This window comes from Cumulibacter soli, assembly GCF_004382795.1.
Classification (GTDB): Bacteria; Actinomycetota; Actinomycetes; order Mycobacteriales; family Antricoccaceae; genus Cumulibacter; species Cumulibacter soli.
This window is the reverse complement of the sequence record NZ_SMSG01000003.1, coordinates 163,496-190,117: the sequence shown is the minus strand read 5'-3', so window position 1 is coordinate 190,117 and position 26,622 is coordinate 163,496. Positions and strand designations below refer to the sequence as shown.

Annotated in this window: 28 protein-coding genes and 1 riboswitch; of the genes, 5 read left to right on the top strand and 23 right to left on the bottom strand. The window is 64.8% G+C overall.

The features are described 5' to 3' along the window. The first annotated feature begins 13 nt into the window (after positions 1-13). Positions 14-667, top strand: coding sequence for a TrmH family RNA methyltransferase (locus E1H16_RS07675; RefSeq protein ID WP_208378921.1), 654 nt, complete (start codon positions 14-16; stop codon positions 665-667). On the opposite strand, the gene E1H16_RS07670 is transcribed toward E1H16_RS07675, so the two are convergent. The 5 genes from E1H16_RS07670 to rpsB form a co-directional block, all read right to left on the bottom strand. Then, entirely contained in the window at positions 664-1,530 is an 867-nt protein-coding gene (locus E1H16_RS07670) for a phosphatidate cytidylyltransferase (RefSeq protein WP_134323116.1), read from the bottom strand. The two genes, E1H16_RS07675 and E1H16_RS07670, sit on opposite strands and share 4 nt — an antisense overlap. 14 nt (positions 1,531-1,544) lie before the next feature. Beyond that, complete coding sequence (frr, locus tag E1H16_RS07665; RefSeq protein WP_134323115.1) at positions 1,545-2,102, bottom strand: ribosome recycling factor; 558 nt, start codon at positions 2,100-2,102, stop codon at positions 1,545-1,547. A gap of 9 nt (positions 2,103-2,111) precedes the next feature. Continuing rightward, positions 2,112-2,837, bottom strand: coding sequence for a UMP kinase (gene pyrH, locus E1H16_RS07660; protein WP_134323114.1), 726 nt, complete (start codon positions 2,835-2,837; stop codon positions 2,112-2,114). Between the two features lie 140 nt (positions 2,838-2,977). After that, positions 2,978-3,811: a translation elongation factor Ts gene (gene tsf, locus E1H16_RS07655; RefSeq protein WP_243837776.1), complete on the bottom strand. Its 834-nt coding sequence runs from the start codon at positions 3,809-3,811 to the stop codon at positions 2,978-2,980. A 52-nt stretch (positions 3,812-3,863) separates the two neighbouring features. Continuing rightward, on the bottom strand, positions 3,864-4,763 hold the full coding sequence (rpsB, locus tag E1H16_RS07650) for a 30S ribosomal protein S2 (RefSeq protein ID WP_134323113.1): 900 nt from the start codon (positions 4,761-4,763) through the stop codon (positions 3,864-3,866). Positions 4,764-5,176: 413 nt separating this feature from the next. Between rpsB and E1H16_RS18750 the strand changes: the two genes are divergently transcribed. Then, complete coding sequence (locus tag E1H16_RS18750) at positions 5,177-6,178, top strand: M23 family metallopeptidase (protein ID WP_243837774.1); 1,002 nt, start codon at positions 5,177-5,179, stop codon at positions 6,176-6,178. Between the two features lie 129 nt (positions 6,179-6,307). Further along, a riboswitch (SAM riboswitch) is annotated at positions 6,308-6,428 on the top strand. A gap of 77 nt (positions 6,429-6,505) precedes the next feature. Beyond that, positions 6,506-7,696 carry a cystathionine gamma-synthase gene (metB, locus tag E1H16_RS07640; RefSeq protein WP_134323112.1) on the top strand — a complete coding sequence of 397 codons (1,191 nt, stop codon included), beginning with the start codon at positions 6,506-6,508 and terminating at the stop codon, positions 7,694-7,696. A gap of 88 nt (positions 7,697-7,784) precedes the next feature. On the opposite strand, the gene E1H16_RS07635 is transcribed toward metB, so the two are convergent. The 12 genes from E1H16_RS07635 to rpsP all read right to left on the bottom strand — a co-directional run bounded on the left by E1H16_RS07635 (position 7,785) and on the right by rpsP (position 16,690). Continuing rightward, a complete protein-coding gene (locus E1H16_RS07635) occupies positions 7,785-8,672 on the bottom strand; it encodes a tyrosine recombinase XerC (protein WP_134323111.1) in 888 nt (295 codons plus the stop codon). Between the two features lie 102 nt (positions 8,673-8,774). Continuing rightward, complete coding sequence (dprA, locus tag E1H16_RS07630) at positions 8,775-9,932, bottom strand: DNA-processing protein DprA (protein WP_134323110.1); 1,158 nt, start codon at positions 9,930-9,932, stop codon at positions 8,775-8,777. Further along, on the bottom strand, positions 9,929-11,479 hold the full coding sequence (locus E1H16_RS07625) for a YifB family Mg chelatase-like AAA ATPase (RefSeq protein WP_134323109.1): 1,551 nt from the start codon (positions 11,477-11,479) through the stop codon (positions 9,929-9,931). The genes dprA and E1H16_RS07625 overlap by 4 nt, the downstream gene beginning before the upstream one ends. Then, complete coding sequence (locus tag E1H16_RS07620) at positions 11,476-11,835, bottom strand: YraN family protein (protein WP_134323108.1); 360 nt, start codon at positions 11,833-11,835, stop codon at positions 11,476-11,478. Before E1H16_RS07620 ends, E1H16_RS07625 begins: the two co-directional genes overlap by 4 nt. Positions 11,836-11,960: 125 nt before the next feature. Continuing rightward, positions 11,961-12,263, bottom strand: coding sequence for a DUF2469 domain-containing protein (locus tag E1H16_RS07615; RefSeq protein ID WP_134323107.1), 303 nt, complete (start codon positions 12,261-12,263; stop codon positions 11,961-11,963). Further along, entirely contained in the window at positions 12,260-12,958 is a 699-nt protein-coding gene (locus E1H16_RS07610; protein ID WP_208378920.1) for a ribonuclease HII, read from the bottom strand. The genes E1H16_RS07615 and E1H16_RS07610 overlap by 4 nt, the downstream gene beginning before the upstream one ends. Positions 12,959-12,962: 4 nt before the next feature. Further along, positions 12,963-13,979, bottom strand: coding sequence for a signal peptidase I (gene lepB / locus E1H16_RS07605; RefSeq protein WP_243837773.1), 1,017 nt, complete (start codon positions 13,977-13,979; stop codon positions 12,963-12,965). Between the two features lie 114 nt (positions 13,980-14,093). After that, entirely contained in the window at positions 14,094-14,441 is a 348-nt protein-coding gene (rplS, locus tag E1H16_RS07600; protein ID WP_134323106.1) for a 50S ribosomal protein L19, read from the bottom strand. A 185-nt stretch (positions 14,442-14,626) separates the two neighbouring features. After that, on the bottom strand, positions 14,627-15,373 hold the full coding sequence (gene trmD / locus E1H16_RS07595) for a tRNA (guanosine(37)-N1)-methyltransferase TrmD (protein ID WP_134323105.1): 747 nt from the start codon (positions 15,371-15,373) through the stop codon (positions 14,627-14,629). Beyond that, on the bottom strand, positions 15,370-15,885 hold the full coding sequence (gene rimM, locus E1H16_RS07590) for a ribosome maturation factor RimM (protein WP_134323104.1): 516 nt from the start codon (positions 15,883-15,885) through the stop codon (positions 15,370-15,372). The genes trmD and rimM overlap by 4 nt, the downstream gene beginning before the upstream one ends. A gap of 119 nt (positions 15,886-16,004) precedes the next feature. Beyond that, positions 16,005-16,238, bottom strand: coding sequence for an RNA-binding protein (locus E1H16_RS07585; RefSeq protein ID WP_134323103.1), 234 nt, complete (start codon positions 16,236-16,238; stop codon positions 16,005-16,007). Next, the gene (gene rpsP / locus E1H16_RS07580; protein ID WP_134323102.1) at positions 16,238-16,690 is read right to left on the bottom strand and encodes a 30S ribosomal protein S16; all 453 of its coding nucleotides are present in this window, start codon (positions 16,688-16,690) and stop codon (positions 16,238-16,240) included. Before rpsP ends, E1H16_RS07585 begins: the two co-directional genes overlap by 1 nt. Before the next feature lie 237 nt (positions 16,691-16,927). Here rpsP and E1H16_RS07575 point away from each other — a divergent pair, with 237 nt between their 5' ends. Both E1H16_RS07575 and E1H16_RS07570 read left to right on the top strand, forming a co-directional pair. Further along, positions 16,928-18,397 (top strand): NAD-dependent succinate-semialdehyde dehydrogenase, encoded by a 1,470-nt coding sequence (locus E1H16_RS07575; protein WP_134323101.1) that lies wholly within the window; start codon positions 16,928-16,930, stop codon positions 18,395-18,397. A gap of 33 nt (positions 18,398-18,430) precedes the next feature. Beyond that, positions 18,431-19,084 carry an HAD-IA family hydrolase gene (locus E1H16_RS07570; RefSeq protein ID WP_134323100.1) on the top strand — a complete coding sequence of 218 codons (654 nt, stop codon included), beginning with the start codon at positions 18,431-18,433 and terminating at the stop codon, positions 19,082-19,084. Positions 19,085-19,156: 72 nt separating this feature from the next. Here E1H16_RS07570 and E1H16_RS07565 read toward each other — a convergent pair whose 3' ends face one another. From E1H16_RS07565 to ftsY, 6 genes are all read right to left on the bottom strand, one after another. Then, positions 19,157-19,927 (bottom strand): enoyl-CoA hydratase/isomerase family protein, encoded by a 771-nt coding sequence (locus E1H16_RS07565; protein ID WP_166741665.1) that lies wholly within the window; start codon positions 19,925-19,927, stop codon positions 19,157-19,159. 27 nt (positions 19,928-19,954) lie between these two features. Beyond that, positions 19,955-21,364 (bottom strand): proline--tRNA ligase, encoded by a 1,410-nt coding sequence (proS, locus tag E1H16_RS07560; protein ID WP_134323098.1) that lies wholly within the window; start codon positions 21,362-21,364, stop codon positions 19,955-19,957. A 170-nt stretch (positions 21,365-21,534) separates the two neighbouring features. Further along, on the bottom strand, positions 21,535-22,611 hold the full coding sequence (locus E1H16_RS07555) for an amidohydrolase family protein (RefSeq protein ID WP_134323097.1): 1,077 nt from the start codon (positions 22,609-22,611) through the stop codon (positions 21,535-21,537). Positions 22,612-22,621: 10 nt separating this feature from the next. Further along, positions 22,622-24,190 carry a signal recognition particle protein gene (gene ffh, locus E1H16_RS07550; RefSeq protein WP_134323096.1) on the bottom strand — a complete coding sequence of 523 codons (1,569 nt, stop codon included), beginning with the start codon at positions 24,188-24,190 and terminating at the stop codon, positions 22,622-22,624. Positions 24,191-24,244: 54 nt separating this feature from the next. Continuing rightward, positions 24,245-25,075: a DsbA family protein gene (locus E1H16_RS07545; RefSeq protein ID WP_134323095.1), complete on the bottom strand. Its 831-nt coding sequence runs from the start codon at positions 25,073-25,075 to the stop codon at positions 24,245-24,247. Positions 25,076-25,214: 139 nt separating this feature from the next. Next, on the bottom strand, positions 25,215-26,573 hold the full coding sequence (gene ftsY / locus E1H16_RS07540) for a signal recognition particle-docking protein FtsY (RefSeq protein WP_243837770.1): 1,359 nt from the start codon (positions 26,571-26,573) through the stop codon (positions 25,215-25,217). Positions 26,574-26,622: the final 49 nt, after the last annotated feature.

Genomic DNA, 26,622 nt, shown 5'->3' with positions numbered 1-26,622 from the left:
ATACTGTCTGTGCGTGGACGAGCAACAGTACGACGAGGGCGCGTCACCGTCGTACGCTCCGCCGGTGGGGGTCGGTCCACACCCGCTGCCATGGCCCGAGGACGATCGCCTGGATCAGCAGTTGCTCGCCGATGGCGACCGGCGCAACGTCATCGATAGATATCGGTACTGGTCCATGGCGGCGATCATCGCCGACCTGGATACCCGGCGACATAACTTTCACGTGGCGATCGAGAACCTGCATCACGATATGAACATCGGCACGATCGTCCGGACCGCAAACGCATTCCTCGCCGCCGAGGTGCACATTGTCGGACGCCGACGATGGAATCGCCGCGGCGCGATGGTGACCGATCGATACCAGCACGTGCGGTATCACGCCGATCCAGTAGAACTGGCCGACTATGCCGACAGTCGTCAGCTAGCACTCATCGGAATCGACAACCTTCCTGGCTCATCACCGATCGAGACCGCGGCGCTCCCGCGTGACTGCGTGCTCGTGTTCGGTCAGGAGAGCGTAGGGCTCAGTGACACGATGGCCGAACGCTGCCGCTCAGTTCACTCGATCAGCCAATTCGGTTCGACCCGCTCGATCAACGCCGGAGTCGCGGCCGGAATCGCTATGCACGCATGGATTCGGCAGTACGCATCGCCCGGCGGGAACTAACCGACGAAAAGCGTCAGCAGCATCCACGCCAGCGGGGCGCTGAACAGCAGGCTGTCGAGTCGATCCATCACCCCGCCGTGCCCGGGCAGCAGGTTACTCATGTCCTTGATACCCAGGTCGCGCTTAATCATCGACTCGGCAAGATCGCCCACAGTCGCAATCATCGCGATAGCCAGTCCGAACAAGGCGCCGTGCCACCACTGCCCGTCAAGGGCGAGCGTGAACATCAGGACGCTGGCGATCGCCGCCGCGAGGAGCGATCCACCGAATCCTTCCCAAGATTTCTTAGGTGAGATCGTCGGCGCCATCGGATGCTTACCGATCAGCACGCCTGCGGTATAGCCACCGGTGTCATTGCAGACGACAGCCAGTGCCCAGGTGATCACCCACACTGCCCCGCTCTCGCGATTCGCCATCATCACGGCGAACCCGGCCAGGAACGGTACGTACAAGATGACTAGGGCGGACGCCGCGGTCGAGGACACGAACCCCTCGACATCACCGGTCATCCGCCACCCGGTCGCGACCAGGAACGTCAGCAGCGTCGCGACCGCGAGACCGTCAAGTCCGTAGAACCAGGCAGAAGCGCCCATCGCGGCGCCACCGACTACCAGCGGCCACCAGGCAACCAAGAATCCCCGCGAGCGCAGCGCCGTACTGATCTCGTAGCAGGCAATGCCGACCACGAGAAGTACCAAGGCGCCGAAGGCCGGCCGGTACACGAACAGGGTGAGCAGCACAACGGCGCCGATGCCCACACCGACACCGATCGCCGCTGGCAGGTCGCGGCCGGCCTTACCGGCCGGCGGCGCCGCGCGATCGCTGTCGGGGCTTGGGCTCCCGGTCGCTGGCTGCTTGCTCATCGGATACTCGTGGCCTAGACCTCGAGCAACTCCGCTTCCTTGCGGGCGACGACCTCATCGACCTGCTCAACATACTTACCGGTCAACGAGTCCAGTTCCTTCTCGGCGCGATCGACCTCGTCCTCGCCGGCATCGCCGTCTTTTTTGATCTTCTCCAGGACATCCTTGGCGGCCCGGCGCACGTTGCGGATCGACACCTTGGCGTCTTCGCCCTTGCCGCGCGCGACCTTGCCCATCTCCTTGCGGCGCTCCTCAGTGAGCTGCGGCAGCACGACTCGGATCAATTGGCCGTCGTTGCCCGGGTTGACGCCGAGATCAGAGTCGCGGATCGCCTTCTCGATAGCGCCGAGCTGCGAGACGTCGTATGGCTTAATGGTGGCCATCCGCGCTTCCGGGATGGTGATGCTGGCCATCTGGTTCAGCGGCGTGGGCGCACCGTAATAGTCGATCGTCAGGCCTTCGAACATCGCCGGGGTGGCCCGTCCAGTGCGGATCGTGGTCATGTCCTGCTTGGCGACGTTGACCGCCTTTTCCATTTTTTCCTCGGCCTCGAGGAGCGTCTCGTCAATCATTCTGTTCTCCTAACGGTTCACGGTCGCGTTGCTGATGATGGTGCCGATGTGTTCGCCGGCGGCAGCGCGACCGATGTTGCCGTCCTCGAGCATGTTGAAGACGACGATCGGCATGTCATTGTCCATGCACAGGCTAATCGCAGTGCTGTCTGCCACAGCCAAGTGATTGGTGAGGACCTCGTCGTACGTGAGACGGTCGTACTTGGTCGCGCTCGGGTCGGTGCGCGGGTCAGCGTTATAGACACCGTCCACGCCGTTCTTGGCCATCAGCAATACATCGCACCCGATTTCCAAGGCGCGTTGTGCCGCGACCGTATCGGTAGAGAAGTACGGCATCCCGGCACCGGCGCCGAAGATCACCACGCGACCCTTCTCCAGGTGACGGATCGCGCGCAGCGGGATGTAGGACTCGGCCACCTGCCCCATGGTGATCGCGGTCTGCACTCGGGTCGCTACGCCTTCCTTCTCCAGGAAGTCCTGCAGCGCAAGGCAGTTGAGCACGGTGCCCAACATTCCCATGTAGTCGGCGCGAGCGCGATCCATGCCGGCTTGCGACAACTGCGCACCGCGGAAGAAGTTGCCGCCACCGGTGACCACTGCCACCTGCGTCCCGGATGCGACCACCTCACGGATTTGCCCGGCGATGCTCTTGACTACCTCGGTGTCGACGCCGACAGTTCCGCCGCCGAAGGTCTCACCGGAAAGCTTGAGAAGGATTCGTTTGTTGGCACTCATCAGAATTGACGCTCCTGAGCGATCGCATGTCGGGCTACGGGCAGGACCGTACCGCGGCAGGGCGGTGATCCGATCCAGAAAAAGGGGCCGCCACGCCGGATCACGGCAGTGACGGCCCCCTCTCGGTGTCGAACTGGCTCTTAGAGCTCCTCGCCGACCTCGATACGGGCGAAGCGGGTGACCGCAACGCCGGCCGCGTCGAGCACGGCCTTCACGTTCTTCTTCGGGTCCTGCACCGAGGGCTGCTCGTTCAGGGTGAAGTCCTTGAAGTAAGCGTTGACCTTGCCCTCGGTGATCTTCACGATCGCCTGCTCGGGCTTACCCTCGCCACGCGCGGTTTCCTCGGCCAAACGGCGCTCGTTCTCCACGATGTCGGCCGGGACCTCATCACGGGTGACGTACCGCGGACGCATAGCAGCGATCTGCATACCAGCGCTGCGAGCGGCTTCGGCGTCGTCGCCGGTGTACTCGACGAGGACCGCGACCTGCGGGGGCAGGTCCGCCGAACGACGGTGCAGGTACGCGGTGGTCTGACCGTCGAAGCGTACGACGCGGCGCAACTCAAGGCGCTCGCCGATCTTCGCCGACAGTTCCTGGATCGCGGCTTCGACGGTGATTCCGTCGAGGTCCGTGGCCAGAGCGGCCTCCAGCGAGTCGACCTTTGCCGCGGCAAGGGCGCCGACGACCTTGTCGCCGAGCGCGATGAAGTCGGCGTTCTTGGCGACGAAGTCGGTTTCGCAGAGCAACTCGATCACGACGCCGTCCTTGACGGTGGCCAGACCATTGGCCGAGGTACGCGCGGCACGCTTGCCGACGTCCTTGGCGCCCTTGATACGGAGCAGTTCGACGGCCTTGTCGAAGTCGCCATCAGCCTCAGCGAGCGCCTTCTTGCAGTCGAGCATGCCGGAGCCGGTGGTTTCGCGCAGCTTCTTGACGTCAGCGGCTGAGAAGTTAGCCATGAGTGGTTGTCCCATCTATCCGCTTCTGGCGGATGTAGATCAGATGCTGGTGTAGTCGGTGGACGCGTTACTTGGCTTCGGGGGTCTGCGCCGTCGCAGCTTCCGTAGCCGCAGCATCGCTCGTAGCCGGCGCATCGGCGGCCGGTGCGGGCGCTTCGGCGGCCGGGGCCGCAGCAGCGTCGGTCTTTCCACCTTCGAGAATTTCGCGCTCCCACTCGGCGAGAGGCTCGTCAGCGGCAACGTCGTCGCGGTTCGGCTTGTCGTCACTCTTGCCCGCCGAGGCGCGCTGAATGAGGCCCTCGGCGACGCCGTCGGCAATCACGCGAGTAAGCAGGTTCGCCGAACGGATGGCGTCGTCGTTACCCGGGATCGGGTAGTCGGTCTCATCCGGATCGCAGTTCGTGTCGAGGATGGCGACGATCGGGATGTTCAACTTCTTGGCCTCGCCGACCGCGATCTGCTCCTTCTTCGTATCGACGATCCAGATCGCCGACGGCACGCGAGCCATATCGCGGATTCCACCGAGGGTCTTCGACAGCTTCTCGCGCTCGCGATCGAGGATCAGCTGTTCCTTCTTGGTCATCACGGTCTCGCCGCCGGTCTCGGCGATCTGCTCGAGCTCCTTGAGGCGCTGCAGACGCTTGTGGACGGTGCCGAAGTTGGTGAGCATGCCGCCGAGCCAACGGTGGTTGACGTACGGCATGTTGACGCGGGTCGCCTCCTTGGCGATGGCTTCCTGCGCCTGACGCTTGGTGCCGACGAAAAGGATCGTGCCGCCGTGCGCGACGGTCTCCTTGACGAACTCGAAGGCCTTGTCGATGTACGACAAGGTCTGCTGCAGGTCGATGATGTAGATGCCGTTGCGCTCGGTGAGGATGAAGCGCTTCATCTTCGGGTTCCACCGACGGGTCTGGTGCCCGAAGTGCACGCCGCTGTCGAGCAGCTGACGCATAGTGACGACGGCCATGGCCGTTCTCCTTGTCCTGATCGGCCGGCTAGACGCACCGGCGCGATCCTCTATGGTTGTCGGCGCCGCCGGTCGGCAGCGCCCCTGGCGCCCCGACTCGACCGGCGTGAACACCGGACCGTAGAAGAGTCGACCCGCAAGGCGGGTCTGGACGCGCGAAGTCGGCCCGTCGGCAGGAGCCGAACGAACCGCTCCCTAAATAGTACGGGATGCCGCCATCGGACGGCGCGCCGGATGAGTGTGGCGCCGCGCGCATCTCTCGCACGCCGTGCGCTCGAACGGTGCCGGCGCGGATGGTGCCGGCGCGGAGGGTACCGGTCTCCACACCACCTGACGCTGTGTGAACGAGTGCCTGTCTCCGGGCGGACACGGTATCCACAGTCCGGCGTGTCTTCACAGCACGACCTTCGCCTATGTCTCAGGCGTATCAGCGATGGTTCGCTCAGCCGATGATTTACCCGTTACGCGCCCTCCAGAGAGTGCTCGCCGTGTTGACGATTGGCACCATCGCGCTGTGCGCTACGCCGGCACGCGGCGCACCTGGCTTCGATTGGCCACTGTCGCCGGCCCCCGACGTCACCGAAGCCTTTGACCTTCCACCACAGCCGTGGCTGCCGGGTCATCGCGGCGTAGATCTTGCTGCGTCGGCCGACCAGGCCGTACGTGCCGCCGCCGACGGCGTCGTGGCATTCGCCGGCACGGTAGCGGGCAGAGGGGTGATCTCGATCGACCACGCAACAGTACGAACGACGTACGAACCGGTCGAGGCGACCGTGTCTGCCGGCGACGTGGTGCTACGCGGACAGGTCATCGGGACGGTGATCGCGGGCCATCCGGATTGCGCGGTCGCGGTGTGCCTGCACTGGGGAGTCCGGCTCGGCGAGCAGTACGTCGATCCGCTGACGCTGCTGACTCCACACGCCGTGCGCTTGCTCCCGCTCACCGGCGAGGAGTCATCGTCCGGTTTACCCGCCCCGAGCGCGCAGGTGGGCGCATATCCACACGGCTCTGGCAATACGACCGTCCATCCCGCGCCTGGTGGGGTCTTCACCTCGGGCGTCGGCCCGCGTTGGGGAACTTTCCACTACGGCATCGACCTTGCCGCGGAGATCGGCACACCGGTGTATTCGGCCACCAGCGGCGTCGTCATCGCCGCCGGCACAGCGAGCGGTTTCGGCCAATGGGTAGTCATTGATCCCGGCGCCGACGGTTGGTACCTCATCTACGGTCACGTCGATCAGTACCTCGTCGCCGCTGGCCAGCAGGTGACGGCCGGTCAGCAGATCGCCACAGTCGGAAACCGCGGCCAATCCACCGGACCACATCTGCACTTCGAAATCCGTAAGGGGCTCTACGGCAGCCAACGTCTCGATCCACAGAAATGGCTCAGCGAGCGCGGTATCGATATCGAGTAAGCGCGGTATCGACATCCACTAGCGGACTTGCCATGTGGGCCTGATCCCGGCGTCCCTCGGTGTGATCCCCCCGACGATCGACAGTGCAGCGTGGCGCTGCGCGCGCTGCTCGCGTAGCCTCAACTGCTGAAACCATCACGACCGGCTGAGGGACAGGCCCTTTGAAGCCGGGGCAACCACCATCGATCGCAAACCGATGGCCGGTGCCAAGTCCTGCGGTGGCCAATGATGGCCGGCCGGAAGATGGATTTCGGCTCAGAGCCGATCCTGCACCTGGTCGAACGAACCGCATGGCGTCGTGCCGTTCGATTCGAAAGGTGCCACACCATGAGCAACACCCCCCTCTCAAAGGTGACGCAGTCCGTACGCAGCGGGCTGGAGTCCGACACTCAGCACGGCGCGGTCATTCCGCCGCTGCATCTATCGAGCAACTTCACCTTCGAGTCATTCGCGCAACCGCGTACCTACGACTACACACGCAGCGGTAACCCGACGCGCGACCTGCTGGGCAACGCAATCGCCGAGCTCGAAGGTGCGCACGGCGGCATCATCGCCGCGACCGGGATGGGCGCAATCACCGTCGTCGTACACGCGTTGCTGTCTCCGGGCGAGAAGATCGTTGTCCCACATGACTGCTACGGCGGCACCTGGCGGCTGTTCGATTCGTACCACCAGAAGGGCTCGTTCGAGGTTCTGACCGTCGACTTCAACGACACCGCCGCGCTCGATAGCGCACTGGCGCAGTCACCGAAGGTCGTCTGGATCGAGACGCCCTCCAACCCGCTGCTGCGCATCACCGACGTCGCGGACACCGCACGTCGCGCCCACGCGGTCGGCGCGACGGTGGTCGCCGACAACACGTTCCTGTCGCCGTTGTTGCAGCAGCCGATCGCGCTGGGTTGCGACGTGGTCGTGCACTCCACCACCAAATACCTCAATGGCCACAGCGATGTCGTCGGCGGCGCGATCCTTTCAGCCACAGCCGAACTGCAGGAGCAGATGGCCTACTGGTCCAATACCATCGGCCTGACTGCGAGCCCGTTCGACTGCTATCAGACGCTGCGCGGGCTGCGTACGCTCGCCCCACGGATGCGCGCCCACCAGGAGGGTGCCGATCGTGTTGTTGAGGCACTCAACGCGCATGCGGCGGTGAGCAAGGTGAATTTCCCCGGCCTGGCCGATCACCCCGGTCATGAGCTGGCGGCGCGTCAGCAGAGCGGTTTCGGCGCGATGCTGTCCTTCGAGTTGGCCGGCGGCGAGCCAGCGGTGCGCGCGTTCCTGGACGGACTGGAACTCTTCAGCCTGGCCGAATCGCTCGGTGGCGTGGAATCTCTCGTCGCGCACCCCGCCACGATGACGCACGCATCGATGACCGCCGAGGCGCGCGCGGTCGCCGGAATTTCCGACGGCCTGATCCGGGTATCCGTCGGTATCGAGGATCCCGACGATTTGATCGCTGACCTGTCCGCTGGTCTGGCTCGCGCCCAGCAGGCGGCTCCGGCGGCCGTCCCCGCATAACCGGTCATAGCCGCGCTCGGGTGTCGGCGGCCGATGAAAGGGCGCTTCAGCGAATTCGCTGAAGCGCCCTTTCGTATTGGCTAGACGGTCAGGAGCGCGGGTGAGCCTGATCGAATGCCGAGCGCAGTCGCTCAACCGATACGTGCGTGTAGATCTGCGTCGTCGCCAAAGATGCGTGCCCGAGCAATTCCTGGACCGAACGCAGATCGGCACCACCCTCCAGGAGGTGTGTGGCCGCGCTGTGCCGCAGCCCGTGCGGGCCGATGTCCGGCGCACCGTCGACGCCTTGCGCGGCGCGATGCACGATCCGGCGTACTTCACGTGAGTCGATACGTCCACCACGCGCCCCCAGCAGAAGCGCGCGCCCACTTCGCGCCGACACCAACTCGCCTCGACCTTCAGCGAGGTAGGCCCGTAGCGCACGCTGCGCCGGCGTACCGATGGGAACGCTGCGTTCCTTGTTGCCCTTGCCGATCACCCGCAACAACGAGCGCGACTCGTCGAAGGAGTCCACGTCCAGACCGACGAGTTCGCCCACCCGGACACCGCCGGCGTACAACAACTCCAGAATCGCTCGATCGCGCAACGCGATCGCACCGTCGCCCTCGACACCGTCAACGAGATCGGCTGCCTGTTCCTGGTTCAACACCTCCGGCAACCGTCGGTGCGTGCCCGCCGATGCCAGTCGCGGTCCCGGGTCGACCTCGATCAGCCCGCGGCCGGCGGCGTACGCCGTAAACGCACGCGCGCTAGCAGCGCGACGAGACAACGTGCTGCGTGCGGCGCCCAGCGTGCGGGACTTAGCGAGCCACGAACGTAGGACGCCGAGGTCGAGGCGATTCATGTCCTCGCCGCCCATCAGCGCGAGGTGCTCCAACAGGCTGCGGGCGTCACTGACGTATGCCTTCACGGTGTGCGCCGACAGCGAGCGTTCCAGGCGTAGCATTCGCTCGAACGCCGCCAGCGCTTCAGTCATGGGCTCGGGTAGACCGCTACTCACCCCATCACCGTGCCTGCGGCCGGAGCACTCGGGCAACCTGCCGCGCCGGGCGGGAACCACTTCGTTATATCGGCAGCATCAGGGCGATGTCGCCACGCGGCATTTGCGCCACCTTCCTTCGTATTGCTCAACGAGTTCGGAAAGCTCGAGCATCGTCAATGCGCGCAGGGTATCCGGAACGCTGGCTCCGGCCACGACTGCGATGGAGTCGGTAGCCGCCGGTCTACGCGTCGGCACCGCCTCTAGAACTCGGCGGTGTAGCGGGTCCAGATCATCACCCGGCCGAAGCGGTCCGCGCTCGAGCGGCAGCATATCCACACCGCTGACCCCGGTTGCCTCCATTACGTGCTCTGCACTGCCGACCGCGAGCGCAGCTTCCTCGCGCAGCATATGCAGGCACCCGTCGGACATTGCGGAGGTGACCGGGCCGGGCACAGCCATCACGACCTTGCCCAATTCCCGCGCCCGGGCGGCCGTTGACCGAGCGCCCGAGCGTAGCGCGGCCTCGACGACCACGGTGCCTGAACTCAACGCCGCGATGAGACGGTTGCGCACCAAGAAACGGTGGCGCATTGGCGCGGCTCCCGGCGCCCATTCCGAGAGCAGCAGCCCGTCCACGGTGATGTGCTCGAGCAGGTTCGCGTTGGATTTCGGGTAGAACCGATCGATACCGCACGCGAGCGCGGCGATCGTGACGCCGTTAGCTGCCAGGGCCGCGGCGTGTGCCGCGCGATCGATACCGAACGCTCCCCCGCTGATCACAGTGACGTCGCGACCAGCGAGCCCGTACGCGATCTGCTCACACACGCTGGTTCCGTACGCGGTGGCCGCACGAGCGCCGACCAGGGCAACGGACCGATCAATGAGTGCCGACAGCCGTCCGCCACCGCGGGCCCAGATGGACAGTGGGGGTACGCAGCCGTCAGCGCCGGCTGCCGAGGCGATGCTCATCAACCGGACGCCGTCTGCCGGCCACTCGGCGTCACCGGGAATGATCAAGCGTGCACCCACCCGGTGTGCGGCGTCCAGGTCGCGCTGGCAGTGGTCCTCCCCCGCTCGGGCACCGCACAAACGCTGTAGCCGACGAGGGGCCTGGCCGGCCGCAAGCTGGGCGGCCACCTCGACGGCGCCTTGTGATTCGACGTATGCCCACAACGCGTACTCGCCCGGCTCACATGCGCGACTGAGCCAGGCCCGCGCGGCACGCTCGCTGCCATCGCCGACGTATCCGCTCATGCGGCCATCCCGAATGCGCGCTGACGGAACGCGAGCGCCTCCACAAGATCGTCCAAGGCCGGTGCGGTCCGGGCGCCGAGGTCTGCGAGCGTCCAGGCCACGCGCAGCACTCGCTCGTACCCGCGTCCGGTGAGCCTGCCCGAGTCATACGCCTTCGCCAACACCGCGCGGCTCTGATCCGCCGGCTGCCACCGAGCGCGCAGTTCCTTCGACCCGACGGCGCTGTTGAGCGCGCCATCACTCCACCGTGCCGCAGCGCGTTCCCTCGCCGCCAGTACCCGCTGCGCCACTACAGCACTTGGTTCTTCGTTGGTGCCGTGATCCAACAGCGCTCCGCGTAACGGGGGTTGCACGTCGACCACGAGGTCAACGCGGTCCAGTAGCGGCCCGGACAGTCGCGCCTGATATCGGCGACGGGTGATACTCGAGCACACACAGCCACCCGATCCACCGGCCCTCGAGCATGGGCACGGATTAGCTGCAAGCACGAGCTGAAACTGCGCCGGGAAAGTGCAGACACCGCTGGCGCGGTGAATAGTCACCGCTCCCGACTCGATCGGCTGACGTAACTGGTCGAGTACGGAGCGATCAAATTCTGCCGCCTCGTCCAAGAACAACACGCCGCGGTGTGCCCGACTCACTGCGCCAGGACGCACGACGGGTGATCCTCCGCCAATCAGCGCGACCGCCGTCGCGCCATGATGCGGCGCTTCGAAAGGAGGCCAACTCTGCAACGGACGTTCGGGGTCGATCATGCCGCAGACCGAGCGGATGCTCGTGACGGTGAAGGCATCCTCATCGCTGAGCGCGGGAAGTATCCCCGGTAGTCGTTTGGCCAACATCGTCTTGCCCGCCCCCGGCGGGCCACCGAACATGAGGTGGTGTCCCCCTGCGGCGGCGATCTCCAATGCGCGTCGCCCAACGGGTTGTCCTTTGACATCGGCGAGATCGGGCTGAGCGCGTGGCGCGCTGACCGGGCGCTGACGCACGCGCTGTACGCCGTTCTCCTCGCCGCGTAGCAACCGGAAGAGGTCCTCGAGCGTCGGGGCGCACATCACCTCGATATCGACCGCTGATCCCAGCGAGATCGATGCCTCCGCCAGATTTGCCGCCGGCAGCACAATTCGTCGCGCGCCGGAGGCTGCTGCCGCTATGAGTGCGGGCAGCGCGCCACGCACCGGATGAAGTGCACCGTTGAGGCCGAGTTCGCCGAAGAAGACCGTGCCGGCGACTCGATCAGCGTCGATAACCTGGTCGTATGCCAGCATGGCGATGGCCATCGGTAGGTCGAATCCGGTGCCCTGTTTTCGTACATCCGCCGGCGTGAGGTTGAAGAGGATCTTTCGCGACGACCAGGTGTAGCCATCGAGACTGTCGAGCGCGGCGCGCATCCGCGAGAAGGACTCCCGTACCGAGGCGTCCGGCAGACCGAGGATTTTCGAGTCGGCCGGTGATCCGTCCGCCACGCTGCACTCGACGGTGACCGGCACGCCACTCACACCGGTAATCGTCATGCCGAGCACGCTTGCCACATGCGGGGTATTCATCCGAACGCTCCGCGAATGTGTTTGATGTCCGGTGTGTGGCCGTACGGCGCAATAATCGCGACGACGTCGTACCGCACTCGCGTGGTGCCCACCCGATGCGTGCGGCGGTAGATGGATGCAAGTCGATAGATTCGTTCGATCTTCGCCGGGGTCAACGCCTCGATCGGTTCACCGAACCGTGTCGATGAGCGGGTCTTGACCTCGCAAATGACGAGGGTGCGCCCCTCGGTCGCAACAATGTCTATCTCGCCGGCATCGCAACGCCAGTTGCGTTCGACAATGCGTAACCCAGCCCGTTCCAACTCGTCCGCGGCGAGATCCTCGCCCAGTCTGCCGAGGTCGTCCTTGAGCGCCATGCCATCCCCTCATCCGTGTGAGAGGTGAGCCTGCCTGCCCCACGCGCACGCCGCGAGTGGACCGACGGTGCGGTGGAAACACGCCGAGGGTGTGGACAACTCACCCGAACAAGGCGCCCAGACGGCTACGGCACCTCGAGATCGGGCTTGTCCAACTCCTCGACGTTGACGTCTTTGAAGGTGACGACGCGGACGTTCTTGACGAACCGCGCGGGTCGGTGGATGTCCCACACCCATGCGTCCTGCAACTGCAGTTCGAAGTACACCTCACCGCTGGCGTTACGCACCTGCAGATCCACCGAATTCGCCAGATAGAACCGACGTTCGGTCTCTACCACATAGCTGAACTGACGGGCGATGTCCTTGTATTCGCGGTACAGCTGCAGTTCGAGTTCGGTCTCATATCGCTCGAGATCCTCTGCGCTCATCGGCTCGCCCCCTTCGTTTGTGCCGAGTCAACCACACGGTGACTGCGGACGTTCTGATACGACATGCGGTGCTGCGGGCAGGGCCCGTTCGCCGCGAGTGCGCTTTGGTGCGCCGCGGTGCTGTATCCCTTGTGTACGTCGAATCCGTACTGCGGATACTGCTCAGCGAGGGCACACATCAGTCGGTCACGGGTGACCTTGGCCAAGATGCTGGCCGCAGCAATCGACGAAGAAACCCGATCGCCCTTCCACACCGCCAGCGCCGGCACGCCAAGACCATCGACCGGAAATCCGTCGGTCAGGGTATACGCCGGCGCGACCTGCAGCGATCGCACGGCACGGCGCATCGCCTGCAGATTAGCTACGTGCAGCCCCATGGCATCGATCATCGCCGCGTCGATGCTGACCACCCGCCAGGCGACAGCTTTATCCACGATCTCGTCGTACAACCGCTCGCGCCGCGCCGCGGTCAGCAGCTTCGAGTCGGTGAGCCCATCAATCTTGCCGCGACGTCCGGCCGGCAGGATGCATGCCGCCGCTGTCAACGGTCCAGCGCAGGCGCCGCGGCCGGCCTCATCGGCGCCGGCGACGACGCCGAATCCTGCCCGAGCGAGAGTCGTCTCGAATGGGACGAACTCCGCATCAGTGCCGCGCATGATGAAACGCGGCGCCTGCAGGTCTGCGATCTGATACATCCCGCTACCTGCCGATTCGGCGTACGCCGCGCGCGCCGGCGATCGGCGCCACCAGCAGTAGCGCGAGCACCGGTGGATCCAGCAACGCGGACGCCGGTGGTGCCATCTCGATCGAGGCCGCGGACGCCGCCTGCGCGGTTTGCGGATTCTGTGAACTGAGCCAGGTAAACCGGTCGAAGGGCCACAGGATCAGGAACGCCCGCCCGATGACCGAGTCAACGGCAACGGTGCCCTGGTGCTGATCATCCATATGCGCGCGCGAATCAGCCGACGCGTTGCGGTGATCGCCCATCACGAACATCCGCCCCTCCGGCACCGTGATCGGGCCAAAAGGCTGCGCCATACTCGGGTCGGTCGGATCCTGGCCGTCCAAGTATATGTATGGCTCCTCTAACGGCTGCCCATCCACCAGGACGCGGTTCTGCGCATCACAACACTCGATAGTTTGTCCCTCGGTGGCGACGACTCGTTTGACCAAGTCCCGCGCGGCCGGAGGCGCGGCGCCGACGAGACGTTTGACCCACAACCAGGACTGACCGATCGGATCGTCGGGTTCGTCTACCGTGACCTCGGGCTCCCACGACGTGGGTGCCTCGAAGACGACGATGTCGCCTGGCTCCGGATCGCTGAACCAGTAGCTCATCCGATTGACCAGGATGCGATCACCGGTACAACCAGGGCATCCGTGCAGGGTCTGTTCCATAGATCCGGACGGAATCCAGAAGGCCTGTACGACGAAAGAACGCAGTAACACCGCGATGATGAACGCGACGCCGAGCATGATCGGCAACTCGCGTAGCCACTGGGCCCAGCCGCTACGTTGATTGCGCTTGTGCCGTCGCCGCTCGCGCCGGGTCATCGGCGTCGCGGCGGGTTCATCATCAGTGCCGTCGGTCGATGCCGCGGGGTCATGCGCTCGCTCAGCGCGAACCGAGTCGTCCTCGTCGGTCGAAGCGGTTCCGTCCTGCGCCGGTCTCGACTCGGCCTCATCGTCGGCGCCGGTCGGTTCGTTCATGGTCATCAGGTTCAGCCTATTCCAGCCTTTGCGCGGCACAGGTGAGGCCGTGCCGAGCAGCGGCACCAATGACGAACGCGGGAGCGGCCGAAGCCACTCCCGCGTTCATCTGAGCTCCGCTTACTTGAAGCGACGCTCCTTGATCTTGGCTGCCTTGCCGCGCAGGTTGCGCAAGTAGTACAGCTTCGCACGACGCACATCGCCGCGGGTCATGACCTCAATGGCCTCGATGACCGGGGTGTGCACCGGGAACGTGCGCTCTACGCCGACGCCCGAGGAGACCTTGCGGACGGTGAACGTCTCGCGGGCGCCTTCGCCGTGGCGGCGGATCACGACGCCGGTGAAGTCCTGGATACGCGAGCGAGTTCCCTCGATAACCTTGACGCGCACCTTAAGGGTGTCGCCAGCACGGAACTCGGGGATGTCGTCGCGGAGTAGCTCGCGGTCGATATCGTCGAGGACGTTCATAGTCGTGTCGCTTCCTTCGTCTACCTGTACATGGTGTGACCGCACCACGATGGCACGAGCACGAAGTCTCAAGTGGTCACCTGCCGCGGCGCAGAACGCAACTCCGGCTAAATGGCAACCTGTCTAGTGTGCCTTATCGGCCTGTTGAATCCAACACCGGGGTGCGCGCGGCATGGTGACGTTGACTACGCTTCCGCATTCTCAACGCTCGCCAGGACCGCCCGATCGTGCTGATCGAGCAGGTTCTCGTCGTACGCGGCCAACAGGTCCGGCCGTCGCAGTGCAGTGCGTCGCAACGATTCGTCGCGGCGCCACCGCTCGATCGCGGCGTGGTTACCCGAACGCAACACCTCGGGCACGCTCAACCCGCGCCACTGCTCGGGTCGGGTGTACGACGGGCCCTCGAGCAGCCCATCAGAGTGTGAGTCGAACCGCGCGGAGTCGCGATTGCCCAGGACACCGGGAATCAAGCGGGCGATCGCCTCCACCATGACCAGGACAGCGACTTCCCCACCCGCGAGCACGTAGTCGCCGATGGAAACCTCAAGGACACGTACTCGGCGGGCGGCGTCCTGCGCGACCCGCTGGTCGATGCCTTCGTAGCGACCGCACGCGAAGACGAGATGCTCCGCCCCTGCCAGTTCGGCGGCAAGTTCCTGGTTGAACAGTTGACCCGCCGGCGTCGGCACGATCAGGGTCGAATCGGCCCGCAGCACCTCATCCAAGGCATCCCCCCACACCGTGGGGGTCATGACCATCCCGGGCCCGCCGCCATACGGAGCGTCGTCGACGCTGTGGTGCACATCGGAGGTCCAGTCCCGCAGGTTGTGCACACCGAGCGTGATGTCGCCGCGCTCGATTGCCTTACCGACCAGGGACTGATGCAGCGGGGCTAAATACTCACTAAAGACGGTGAGGACGTCGATGTTCATAGTTCGAGCAGTCCGTCCGGCGGGGTAATCGTCATCGTCCGCGCCGCACGATCTATCCGCGGGACAATGCTGCGCACAAACGGAATGAGAACTTCGCGACGCGAGTCAGAACGACGTACGGCCAAGGTGTCGCCGCCCGCACCGTGAATGACTTGCTCGACGGTGCCGACCTCATCGCCATCCTCGCCCAGGACACGCATTCCCTCGAGTTCGTGGTCGTAGAAATCGTCGTCGCTGTCGAGATCAGGAAGGTCGTCGGAATCGATCACCAGCATGATGCCGCGCAACTGTTCAGCGGCAGTGCGGTCGGTGTAACCGTCGAAAGCGAGCACCAACTTGTTTCCACCGATATAGCGCGCGGAGCCGACCGTCAGTGGACCACGCTCAACTGGGTCGGTGCGCAGGACGGCACCGGGGGCGAAGCGCTCGTCCGGGTCGTCGGTGCGAATTCCGATCGTCACTTCACCACGGAGCCCGTGCGCCTTACCGATTCGCCCGATGACGAGTTCCATCGCGATCTCCTGTCGATTGCTCGGTCACCGATGACCGAGCAAATGCACTGTGGGCAAGCTTCCGAGTGAATCGGAGCCTGCCCACAGCGTAGTGATGCCTCTTCGTATTGGCGTCTCGGCTACTCGTCGACGTCGACGACGTCGACGCGGATACCTTTACCGCCGACCGCCGAGACGACCTGGCGCAATGCCTTGGCCGTGCGACCGCTTCTACCGATCACCTTGCCGAGATCTTCAGGGTTGACCCGGATCTCCAGCACCCGCCCGCGACGGGTGGTGACCATGTCGACCTGAACGTCGTCAGGGTTGGCGACGATGCCGCGCACCAGATGCGAGAGGGCCTCTTCCAGCACTACTTGGCGTCCTCGGCCGGCGCGTCAGCCGAGGGCTCCGCAGCCTTTGGCTCGTCCTTGATGGCCTTCTTCTTCGGCGTGGTCGCCGCGCCCTTACCGGACTCGGCCTCGGCCATGGCGCCAGCGAGCGCCGCCTCGTACTTGGCCTTCTTGTCTTCCTTCGGCGCGCGAACCTTCATCGGCTCGGGAGCAGGCTCGCCCTTGAACTTCTGCCAGTCACCGGTGACCTTGAGGATCGCCGCTACGGCCTCGGTCGGCTGCGCGCCGACGCCCAGCCAGTACTGCGCGCGCTCGGAGTCGACCTCGATGAACGAGGGCTCTTCCTTGGGGTGGTACTTGCCGATCGTCTCGATCGAACGGCCGTTGCGCTTGGTGCGCGCGTCGGCGACGACGATGCGGTAGTACGGTGCGCGGACCTTGCCCAGGCGCATGAGCTTGATCTTGGTTGCCACGTGTTTTAGTGCTCCATCTTGGTATTGGGTCGGGCGTTACGACGCACGCGTGGGGTTGCGTGCGGGCGAAGCCCGGGTGAGTCCACGGCGCAAAGTCAGGTAGAGGGCCCGATGCATCCGTAGAAATCAACCTGTTCATTCTGCCAGACGATCGCGGAATCCGGGAGTCAGGCGGTGCCGGAACGTGCCCAACAGCACAGCGTGCACGGACGGTGATGCGATGGAAGAGTGGCGGGTATGGCTGAGCAGATGAAGCACATCAACGACACGACTTTGATCAAGACCGAAGCCTACATCGGCGGTAAGTGGGTGCACGGCAGCGATAAGGCGACCTTCGAGGTGCGTAATCCGTCGACCGGCAAGGTGCTGGTGAACGTCGCCGACCTCACCGCGGCTCAGACGGAGAAAGCGATCGGTGCCGCCCGACAGGCGCTCGGCGGATGGCAGTCGCTCACGGGCAAAGAACGCGCCGCCGTCCTGCGCCGCTGGTTCGACCTGATCATGGAGCACCAGGTTGATCTCGGCGCGCTGATGACCTACGAACAAGGAAAACCGCTCGCCGAGGCGAAGGGCGAGGTGGCGTACGGCGCCTCGTTCATCGAATGGTTCGCCGAGGAGGCCAAGCGGGTCACCGGGGACCTGCCTGCGCCGGTCGGGCGCGATCAGCGGATCGCCGTACTCAAGCAGCCGATTGGCGTATGCGCGGCGATCACGCCATGGAACTTCCCGATCGCGATGATCACGCGGAAGGCGGCTCCGGCATTGGCCGCCGGAAACACCATGGTCCTGAAACCGGCTTCCGAGACACCGCTGTGTGCCCTGGCGCTGGCCGAACTCGCCGAACGCGCAGGGCTGCCGGCCGGGGTCCTGAATGTCGTCACCAGTTCGCATTCGGGCGAGGTCGGTAAGGTGCTCTGCGCATCGCAGGACGTGCGGCATTTGTCGTTCACCGGCTCCACCAATGTCGGTCGGGTGCTGATGGAACAGTGCGGGCAGACGGTGAAGCGCTTGGCTCTGGAGTTGGGCGGGCACGCCCCGTTCATCGTCTTTGACGACGCCGACCTCGACGCCGCCGTCGACGGCGCAATCGCCTCGAAATACCGCAATGCCGGACAGACCTGCGTGTGCGCAAACCGGATCTACGTGCAGCGCGGGGTACACGACGAGTTCGTCGAGAAGTTGGCGGCGAAGGTGAGCCAACTTCGCGTCGGAGACGGGTTTGCCGATGGGGTGACCATCGGCCCGCTGATCTCCGCCACCGCCGTGCAGAAGGTGCGCGCGCACCTTCAGGACGCGATGGCGAAGGGCGCGAAGATCCGCGCCGGTGCCGCTCCGACCGAGGGAAACAGGCTGGTCGAGCCGATCGTGCTGTCCGGGGCGTCATCGGACATGCTGCTGGCCCACGAGGAGACGTTTGGCCCGCTCGCCCCGGTCTTCGTCTTCGACGACGATGCGCAGGCTGTGGCGATGGCAAATGACAGCGAATTCGGCTTGGCGTCGTACGTGTACACGAACGACTTGAACCGGTACTGGCGTATCAGCGAGCAACTCGAGTACGGCATCGTCGGGATCAATACCGGCTTGATCTCGAACGAGGTTGGTCCGTTCGGGGGCGTGAAGCAGTCCGGATTCGGTCGCGAAGGCTCTCGGCATGGCATGGACGAGTACCTTTCGATGAAGTACTTATGCCTGGGCGGGGTTCGCTGAGGTCCGGATTCGGCCGTTCCGTAGGGTGTCCGCATGACTGAAGCGAAGGACATCAAGGCCGTACTGTGGGATTTCGGCGGGGTCATCCTGTCGAGCCCGTTCGATGCGTTCAACGAATACGAGGCGCAGCACGGGCTTCCGGCCGACTTCATCCGGACCGTGAACGCGACCAATCCCGATGCGAACGCGTGGGCACGGTTGGAGCGGTCGGAGGTCAACCACGGCGAGTTTGACGTCGCTTTCGCCGAAGAGTCAGCCGCGCTCGGGCACGAGGTCCGTGGCGCCGATGTGCTTGCGCTGCTGGCCGGCCAGGTGCGCCCGGAAATGGTCCGCGCCCTCGACAAGGTGATCGAGGCCGGTTACCGCACCGCGTGCCTGACCAACAACGTCAGCAAGAGCGACAAGATCGACCCGACGGCCAACGAGCGCGCCGACGTGACCGAGGTGTACGCGCGGTTCGAGGCCATCATTGAATCCAGCAAGGTCGGTTTCCGCAAACCAGAGCCGAAGTTCTACACGACAGCGTGCGAGACCCTCGGCGTCCAGCCGGACGAGTGCGTGTATCTCGATGATCTGGGGATCAACCTCAAACCCGCCAAGGCGATGGGCATGCAAACGATCAAGGTGCTCGGCGCCGAGCAGGCGATCAGCGACCTCGAGGGCATCCTCGGTATCCCACTGCGATAGGTCACTGCATCGGCGCGGACTTGGCGGTACCTACTTCTCCGCCGGGTCCGCGGCCGCGCGTGTCGTAGCGTGCTACCGCAGCGGCCCCTGTTGGATCCGCGGCAGCGAAGCTTGGTAGACGTCGGCGTCCGTCTGTGACAGGTCGGCCATCCGCTGCGCTGCGGCGTACCGCTGAAACTGATGCTTACTCGCTTCCACCGGGTAATGCGGCAACGACAGGAGCCGCTCGACCCACCGGTCGACCTCGGCATCGACGTCGTTGGCCGGTACGACGCTGTGCAGGAGGCCGAGCCGGTGCGCTTCCTCGGCCGGGAACGGCCTACACATCACGATCATTTCCCGGGCACGCGCGGCACCGATCTCGTTGATCAGTAGCGGCGTACCGCCCCAGGACAACGGCAGGCCGATCTCGACCTCAGGCAACCGAAACACCGTGTCATCGGCGCCGATCCGAAAATCGCTCGCCGCCGCCAGCAGCACAGCGCCGCCGATGACGTGATTGTGCAGCCTCGCCACGGTGATCGCCGGGCAGTCCAGGATCGCCTGAATGGCGCGGTGCCCGGTCTGCGCGATCCAGCGGTGCTTGCGCGGTGGATCGTCCGGCGCCGGCCGGGACGGATGATTCTTCAGGTCAGCGCCCGCGCTGAAGGCGCGCCCTCGCCCGCCGAGGACGATGACCCGGATCTCGTCGAATTGATGCACGGCGGTGTACAGCCGAGTGATCTCTTCGAGGGTCTGCGGATCGAGCGCATTGAGATTATGTGGGCGATCGAGCCACACCCTCAGCACGGCGCCGTCTGGCTCGATCGACAGGCGTTCGTACGTCGAAAAGTCGTCCAACACGATTGCCTCCCGTGGTGGTTGGGCTGGTTAGTACGCGCGTGCGACGATCGCGATCGCGCCGTCCTCGTCATCTGATGTCGGGATCTCGCCGTCTGGGCGCACCAGACAACGCACGGTGATCGCCGACGCCGCGAGCTTCTTCTCCCCTTCGGTACCCAGCGTCGCCCACGGGATGCGCGCAAACCCGTTCTGCGCCGCCTGCTCGGCCTCATCGACGGTCTGCACATCGACCGTAAGTTCGTCGCGACGCTGCAGGGCCTCCTCGTACAGGGCCCGCTGGTCGGCCTGCAGCGCATCGGTGCAGTACGTCGCGATCTGTTCCAGCACAACCGGGTCCTTGCCGCCGATGATCCGGCGCGCGATCGTCACCTTGCCTTCGGCGACATCGCGCGGACCGACCTCGATCCGCAGCGGAATACCCTTCAGCTCGGCGTCCACGGCGCGGCGGCCGAACGCGGTATCGGTGCGATCATCCAACTCGACCCGGACGCCGGCGTCATTGAGGTCTGCCACGATCCGGGCGGCAGCCTCGGTTACCCCGTCGCCGTCCTTCACGATCATCACGAGGGCTTGAATAGGCGCCAGGACCGGCGGGATCCGCAGGCCATTGTCGTCACCATGCGTCATGATCAACCCGCCGATCATCCGGGTCGACGTACCCCAGGACGCCGTCCAGCAGGTCTCCTGCTTTCCGTCGGCGGACAGATACTTGATATTGAACGCGTTTGCGAAGTTCTGACCCAACTCGTGCGAGGTGCCCATCTGCAGCGCCTTGCCGTCGCGCATCATCGCCTCCAGCGCGAGGGTGTTCGTCGCGCCGGCGAACCGCTCCGCATTGGTCTTGCGGCCGCGGATCACCGGCATCGCGAGCACGTTGACCATGAAGTCCTCGTACACCTCGCGGTGGATCTTCGCGGCGTAGTCCGCAGCGTCCTGCTCGGTGGTGTGCGCGGTGTGCCCCTCCTGCCAGAGGAACTCGGACGTCCGTAGGAACGTGCGTGGCCGCAACTCCCAGCGCACCACATTCGCCCACTGGTTCAGCAGCAGCGGGAGGTCGCGATACGAATTGACCCACTTGGCCATGAACTCGCCGATCACGGTCTCGGAGGTCGGGCGCACCACGACGGGTTCCTCTAACTGCTTGCCACCGGCGTGCGTGACTACAGCGAGTTCTGGGCTGAAACCCTCCACGTGCTCAGCTTCACGCGTCAGGTAGGACTCCGGGATGAACAGCGGAAAGTAGGCGTTCTTAGCGCCGGCGGCCTTGATCCGCGCGTCCATCGCGTCCTGCATCCGTTCCCAGATGGAGTAGCCGTACGGCCGGATCACCATCGTGCCGCGGACCGGCCCGTTGTCGGACATCTCCGCTTTCGAGATGACGTCCTGGTACCAACGGGGGAAGTCTTCGGACTGCGGAGTGAGAACGCGTTTCGCCATGCGAACGATCGTAATGGGCAGCCGGCCGTGACCTGCACCCCGGCTGGGCCCGAGGCTGAGGAAGTCGGCGAAACTGTTGAGCGCGGTGTTGTCGGCGAGCAGCCCTGGTAGGCGGTCGGTGCCGGGTATGTACGAGACCGACACGTTCACCGAGCGCGGTGTACCTGGGGTTAGTAGATGACTCCGCCGAGGACCACGCGCTCGGGCGTGCGTAGCACGCTTAAATCATCGAGTGGGTTGCGTTCGAAGCAGACGAAGTCGGCCGGAGCTCCCTCGACGAGGCCTGGCCGTCTGAGCCATTCGCGGGCACGCCAGGAAGCTGCCCCTAGTGCGTCGTACGGCGACATGCCGATCCCATTCAGCGCAAGCACTTCCTCGGCGATGGAGCCGTGCGCGATACCACCACCGGCGTCGGTCCCGGCGAACATTTCGATGCCTGCCTCGTACGCCGCCCGTAACCGCTGCGGGTGCTGCTCGTGCAGGTTGAGCATGTGTTTGGCATACACCGGGTACTTCCCTGCGCCGGAGGCAATCGAGGGAAAGTTCCGAATATTGACCACCGTCGGTACGAGCGCGGTGCCATGCTCGCGCATCGACGCAATGATCTCATCGGTGATTCCGGTGCCGTGTTCGATGCAGTCGATCCCAGCGGCGATCAGATCAGGCAGCGCCTGTTCGCTGAAGGTGTGCGCGGTGACCCTGGCCCCCGCTTCATGCGCTGCGACCATCCCCGCACGCAGTTCAGGCAACTCCCACAGCGGCGCAAGATCACCCACGCCGCGGTCGATCCAGTCGCCGACAATCTTCACCCAGCCATCGCCACGGCGCGCCTCTACCGTCATCTGGGCTGCGAGGTCCACCGGTTCGGTATGCGTGTAGACGCCCGCGATATAGCGCTTGTCCTGGGCGATGTGCTTGCCTGCGCGGATTACCTCCGGCAGGTCGGGTTCGTCGTTCATCCAACCGAGGTCGTACGGACTGCCGCAGTCACGGATCAGAGTCGCGCCGCCGTCTCGGGTGAGCTGAGCGTTCAGGCGCTGCTTCGGGACGTCGTCGGCCTGCACGAACCCATCCGGTGAGTTCCACAAATGGCAGTGAGCGTCGACGAGTCCAGGCACGATGTATCCGCGCCGCGTGACGGTTTCGGCCCCAGGCACCGGGTCAAAAGTGATGCGTCCATCGACGACGTACAGGTCACGTTCAACGTCAGTGGGCAGGAGAACGCCAGTGAAGCGCAGGGCTGTCATGTACTCGTGCTCATTCCTTCGGCAGGTTGAGCTTTGACAGATCCGGTAGCTTCGAATCCTTCGAGCCGCCGAGCGACTCCGGCAATCCGTCGGGAAGCCCACCGAACCCGCCTGGTAGTGCTCCAGGCGGCAAGCCGGGCATCCCACCGAATCCCGGCGGCATCTGTGGCCGATTCTGACGGTTCGACCCCTTCTTACCTTTGCCCTTCTTGCCACCCTTTTTGTTCTTGGCATTGCGCGATTTGCGGCTGATACTGCTACCGCCGCCGAGGCCCATCGCACCGGACATCTGGGTCATCATCTTGCGGGCCTCGAAGAACCGCGTGACGAGGTTGTTGACCTCCGAGACGGTGACGCCCGAACCGTTGGCGATGCGCAAGCGCCGTGAGCCGTTGATCATCTTCGGGTCGGCGCGCTCACCGGGCGTCATACCGCGGATGATCGCCGCGGTGCGGTCGAGATCGTTGTCGTCGAGGTTGTTGAGTTGGTCCTTGATCTGGCCGGCGCCCGGCAGCATACCGAGCAGGTTCTGCAGCGGGCCCATTCGGCGAATCGCCTGCAATTGCTCGAGGAAGTCTTCGAGGGTGAATTTGTTTCCGGAGGCGACCTTCTGCGCCATCCGCTCGGCCTCGTCCTCATCGAACGTCTGTTGCGCCTGCTCGATGAGCGTGAGCATGTCGCCCATCCCGAGGATGCGCGAGGCCATCCGCTCGGGGTGGAACACATCGAAGTCGTCGAGTTTCTCGCCGGTCGAGGCGAACATGATCGGTTGGCCGGTCACGTAGCGCACCGATAGCGCCGCGCCACCGCGCGCATCACCGTCGAGCTTGGACAAGACGACACCGGTGAATCCGACACCGTCGCGGAATGCCTCGGCGGTGTTGATCGCGTCCTGACCGATCATCGCGTCAATGACGAACAGGATCTCGTCGGGCTGTACGGCCTCACGGATGTCGATGGCCTGTTGCATCATCTCGGCGTCGACGCCGAGGCGTCCAGCGGTATCGACGATGACGATGTCATTCATCTGCCGCTTGGCTTCTTCCAGCGACTCCCGGGCGACCTGAACCGGGTTGCCGACACCGTTACCGGGCTCGGGCGCATAGACCGTGACCCCGGCCTGCCCGCCGACCACCTGCAACTGGGTGACCGCATTCGGGCGCTGCAGGTCGGCGGCAACCAGCATCGGCGAGTGCCCCTGCTCGCGCAACCAGCGCGACAGCTTACCGGCGAGGGTGGTCTTACCAGCACCCTGCAGACCCGCCAGCATGATCACGGTGGGCGGCGTCTTGGCGAACTGCAACCGTCGCGTCTCGCCGCCGAGGATCGCGATCAACTCGTCGTTGACGATCTTGATGACCTGCTGCGCCGGATTCAGCGCCTTCGATACCTCCGAGCCGAGCGCCCGGTCCTTGACCGCCCGAATGAACGCCTTGACGACCGGTAGCGCGACGTCGGCCTCCAGCAGCGCGATGCGAATCTCGCGTGCGGTGGCGTTGATGTCCGCCTCGGTGAGGCGTCCCTTGCTGCGTAAACCGGAGAAGACCTTCTCCAGGCGGTCGGACAGGGTGTCGAACACGAAAGTTGCTCCTGAGGTGAAGTGGCCGGGCCCGAAGAACCAGCCTAAGCGCGGCTAGGCCGCCGCGTTGTCTATAGCGTTCTTGAGGTCGGCCGGGTTGTTGGAGGTGATTTGCTCACCATTGACCAGCACCGTGGGCGTTCCCGGGTACCCGTTCTCGCTGAACGCCTGAGTGTTGGCCTCCGCTACGTCCGCGAACTCGTCCGACTCATAGCATTCGTTCCACGCGTTGGACAGGCCTACCTCCTTGGCGATGTCGGCAAGTTCCGCGTCACTGAGTCCCGGGCCGCCCTCCGGCGGCTGCTGTTCGTACAGCTGCTTCATGAACTTGTAGCCCTGCGGCTGGTCTGCCGCGCACAGCAACGCTTCGGTCGCGCGCGCGGAGTATCCAGCCGGGTTGGAGTTGTTGTTCAGAATCGCGGTCGGGTGTACGACGAGCTGCGCGTCACCGGCGTTCACGGCGTCTTCCATCGTCGCGGAGGCATTCTCCTCGAACTGACGGCAGGCCGGGCAGAGCAGGTCGATCCAGTAGTCGACCTTCGCGGGCGCGTCGTCCTCACCCCAGGTAATCGTGCCGTCCTCAACGCTGACCGTTCCGGCACCGAGATCGCGTGCGGCGGCCGCCGCTTCCTTGTCGCTGTTGCTCTTGGTCACCGCGTAGATGCCGGCGGCCGCGAGCGCGACGACCACGACGGCGGCGATGATCCAGACCGCCGTTTGACGGTTACCACCGGACGCCGCCTTCCGCGCGTCTGCGATGGCCTTGTTCTTCGCCGGCGGCTTGCGGTTACCGACTTTCGGGCCGGTCGAGTTGCTCTTACCGCCACCGGACGCACCGGACGAACCGTTCGCCTTGACGTTTCGCTTGTTCTGCGAGTTCGACATCGATCTCTTTCGTGTAATGGGCGTCCATGCCTCGGCAACGCGCCACTATCGGCACTCGGGATATTCTTCCACGCCTTGGGCAACAGCGGCGTTCAGCGCAATCGCCCTCAACGCCGCTGTGACGCGATCTACCGTCCGACTACGCGCCGGTCTGCAGCAGACCGTCGACGAACTCACGGGGAACGAACGGGATCAGATCGTCTTTGCCCTCCCCCATACCGACGAATTTGACCGGTACGCCGAGATCTTTCTGCACCGCGATCACGATGCCGCCCTTGGCGGAGCCATCAAGTTTGGTGAGCACGACGCCGGTAATATCGACAACATCGGTGAACACTTTTGCCTGGATCAGACCGTTCTGTCCGGTCGTTGCGTCCAGCACCAGCAGCGTCTCGTCGACCGGTCCGTGCTTCTCGACGACACGTTTGACCTTTCCGAGTTCGTCCATCAACCCCTGTTTGGTGTGGAGTCGACCGGCGGTGTCGATCAACACGGTGTCGACGTCCTGCTCTTTACCGGCCTTGACCGCGTCGAACGCGACCGAGGCCGGATCGGCCTGTTCCGGCCCGCGGACGACGTCCACACCGACTCGCTCCCCCCAGGTGGCGAGCTGGTCGGCTGCCGCCGCACGGAAGGTGTCGGCGGCGCCCATCAGTACGGTGTTGCCGTCACCGACGAGCACACGGGCGAGCTTTCCGCAGGTGGTGGTCTTGCCGGTGCCGTTCACACCGACGACCATGACAACGCCTGGGGTGCCATCGGAGCGGGAACTGTGCAGGGTGCGGTCCATCGACTCATCGAGGGATTCAACGAGTTCGTCGGCCAGCAGGGTCTTGATCTGTCCGGCGCTCGACGCGCCCACCGACATCGCCTTGGTGCGCAGTTGTTCGACGATATGCGTGGACGCCGCGACACCCACGTCCGCCTGCAGTAACGAGTCCTCGAGGTCCTCCCAGTCGTCCTCGTCCATTTCATCTTTGGAGATAACGGCGAGCAAACCACGTCCGAAGGCGCTGTTGGATCGCGCCAGACGTTCGCGCAGGCGCCCCATTCGTCCCTTGGTGGACGGCGGCGTGTCCAGTACCGGCTCCTCCGGCGCCGGTTCTGGCTCCGGCTCGGGGGTCGCCTTCGTCTCGGGCTCGGCAGGCGTAGTGATCGTGGGATCCGCCGGAGCCGCGGTGTCGAGGTCCGCCGGGCTGTCGGGGGCGGTGATTTCTTCGGTTGGTTCGGCGAGCGCGGCGGTCTGATCCGGCGACTCATCGGCAGTGAGGGCTTCAGCGGCCGGCGCGGGCGGCTCGTCTACCGGCTTCGGCGGCGACTGGACGGTCGGGGATGTCCGTTCGGCGACCGCCGTCGCGGAGCCCTGCTTCGGTGCGGCGCTGGAGCGTTCTGGTTTGTCCTCCAGCTTCATCACCTTGCGGCCCTTGCTCGCGATGTACGCGTATCCGCCGCCGATGATGACGACGAGTAGGGCCAGCGATATATAGAGCCATTCCATGGCGTGCATCCTTCCAGAGGACGTATCCGGCGGGCGTAGCCGCCGTCGG

What these genes read in the sequence shown, in the direction of transcription:
- E1H16_RS07670 (WP_134323116.1), bottom strand. Translation starts at nt 1,530, where the DNA reads ATGAGCAAGCAGCCAGCGACCGGGAGCCCAAGCCCCGACAGCGATCGC.
- frr (WP_134323115.1), bottom strand. Translation starts at nt 2,102, where the DNA reads ATGATTGACGAGACGCTCCTCGAGGCCGAGGAAAAAATGGAAAAGGCG.
- pyrH (WP_134323114.1), bottom strand. Translation starts at nt 2,837, where the DNA reads ATGAGTGCCAACAAACGAATCCTTCTCAAGCTTTCCGGTGAGACCTTC.
- tsf (WP_243837776.1), bottom strand. Translation starts at nt 3,811, where the DNA reads ATGGGACAACCACTCATGGCTAACTTCTCAGCCGCTGACGTCAAGAAG.
- rpsB (WP_134323113.1), bottom strand. Translation starts at nt 4,763, where the DNA reads ATGGCCGTCGTCACTATGCGTCAGCTGCTCGACAGCGGCGTGCACTTC.
- E1H16_RS18750 (WP_243837774.1), top strand. Translation starts at nt 5,177, where the DNA reads ATGTCTCAGGCGTATCAGCGATGGTTCGCTCAGCCGATGATTTACCCG.
- metB (WP_134323112.1), top strand. Translation starts at nt 6,506, where the DNA reads ATGAGCAACACCCCCCTCTCAAAGGTGACGCAGTCCGTACGCAGCGGG.
- E1H16_RS07635 (WP_134323111.1), bottom strand. Translation starts at nt 8,672, where the DNA reads ATGACTGAAGCGCTGGCGGCGTTCGAGCGAATGCTACGCCTGGAACGC.
- dprA (WP_134323110.1), bottom strand. Translation starts at nt 9,932, where the DNA reads ATGAGCGGATACGTCGGCGATGGCAGCGAGCGTGCCGCGCGGGCCTGG.
- E1H16_RS07625 (WP_134323109.1), bottom strand. Translation starts at nt 11,479, where the DNA reads ATGAATACCCCGCATGTGGCAAGCGTGCTCGGCATGACGATTACCGGT.
- E1H16_RS07620 (WP_134323108.1), bottom strand. Translation starts at nt 11,835, where the DNA reads ATGGCGCTCAAGGACGACCTCGGCAGACTGGGCGAGGATCTCGCCGCG.
- E1H16_RS07615 (WP_134323107.1), bottom strand. Translation starts at nt 12,263, where the DNA reads ATGAGCGCAGAGGATCTCGAGCGATATGAGACCGAACTCGAACTGCAG.
- E1H16_RS07610 (WP_208378920.1), bottom strand. Translation starts at nt 12,958, where the DNA reads ATGTATCAGATCGCAGACCTGCAGGCGCCGCGTTTCATCATGCGCGGC.
- lepB (WP_243837773.1), bottom strand. Translation starts at nt 13,979, where the DNA reads ATGACCATGAACGAACCGACCGGCGCCGACGATGAGGCCGAGTCGAGA.
- rplS (WP_134323106.1), bottom strand. Translation starts at nt 14,441, where the DNA reads ATGAACGTCCTCGACGATATCGACCGCGAGCTACTCCGCGACGACATC.
- trmD (WP_134323105.1), bottom strand. Translation starts at nt 15,373, where the DNA reads ATGAACATCGACGTCCTCACCGTCTTTAGTGAGTATTTAGCCCCGCTG.
- rimM (WP_134323104.1), bottom strand. Translation starts at nt 15,885, where the DNA reads ATGGAACTCGTCATCGGGCGAATCGGTAAGGCGCACGGGCTCCGTGGT.
- E1H16_RS07575 (WP_134323101.1), top strand. Translation starts at nt 16,928, where the DNA reads ATGGCTGAGCAGATGAAGCACATCAACGACACGACTTTGATCAAGACC.
- E1H16_RS07570 (WP_134323100.1), top strand. Translation starts at nt 18,431, where the DNA reads ATGACTGAAGCGAAGGACATCAAGGCCGTACTGTGGGATTTCGGCGGG.
- proS (WP_134323098.1), bottom strand. Translation starts at nt 21,364, where the DNA reads ATGGCGAAACGCGTTCTCACTCCGCAGTCCGAAGACTTCCCCCGTTGG.
- E1H16_RS07555 (WP_134323097.1), bottom strand. Translation starts at nt 22,611, where the DNA reads ATGACAGCCCTGCGCTTCACTGGCGTTCTCCTGCCCACTGACGTTGAA.
- E1H16_RS07545 (WP_134323095.1), bottom strand. Translation starts at nt 25,075, where the DNA reads ATGTCGAACTCGCAGAACAAGCGAAACGTCAAGGCGAACGGTTCGTCC.
- ftsY (WP_243837770.1), bottom strand. Translation starts at nt 26,573, where the DNA reads ATGGAATGGCTCTATATATCGCTGGCCCTACTCGTCGTCATCATCGGC.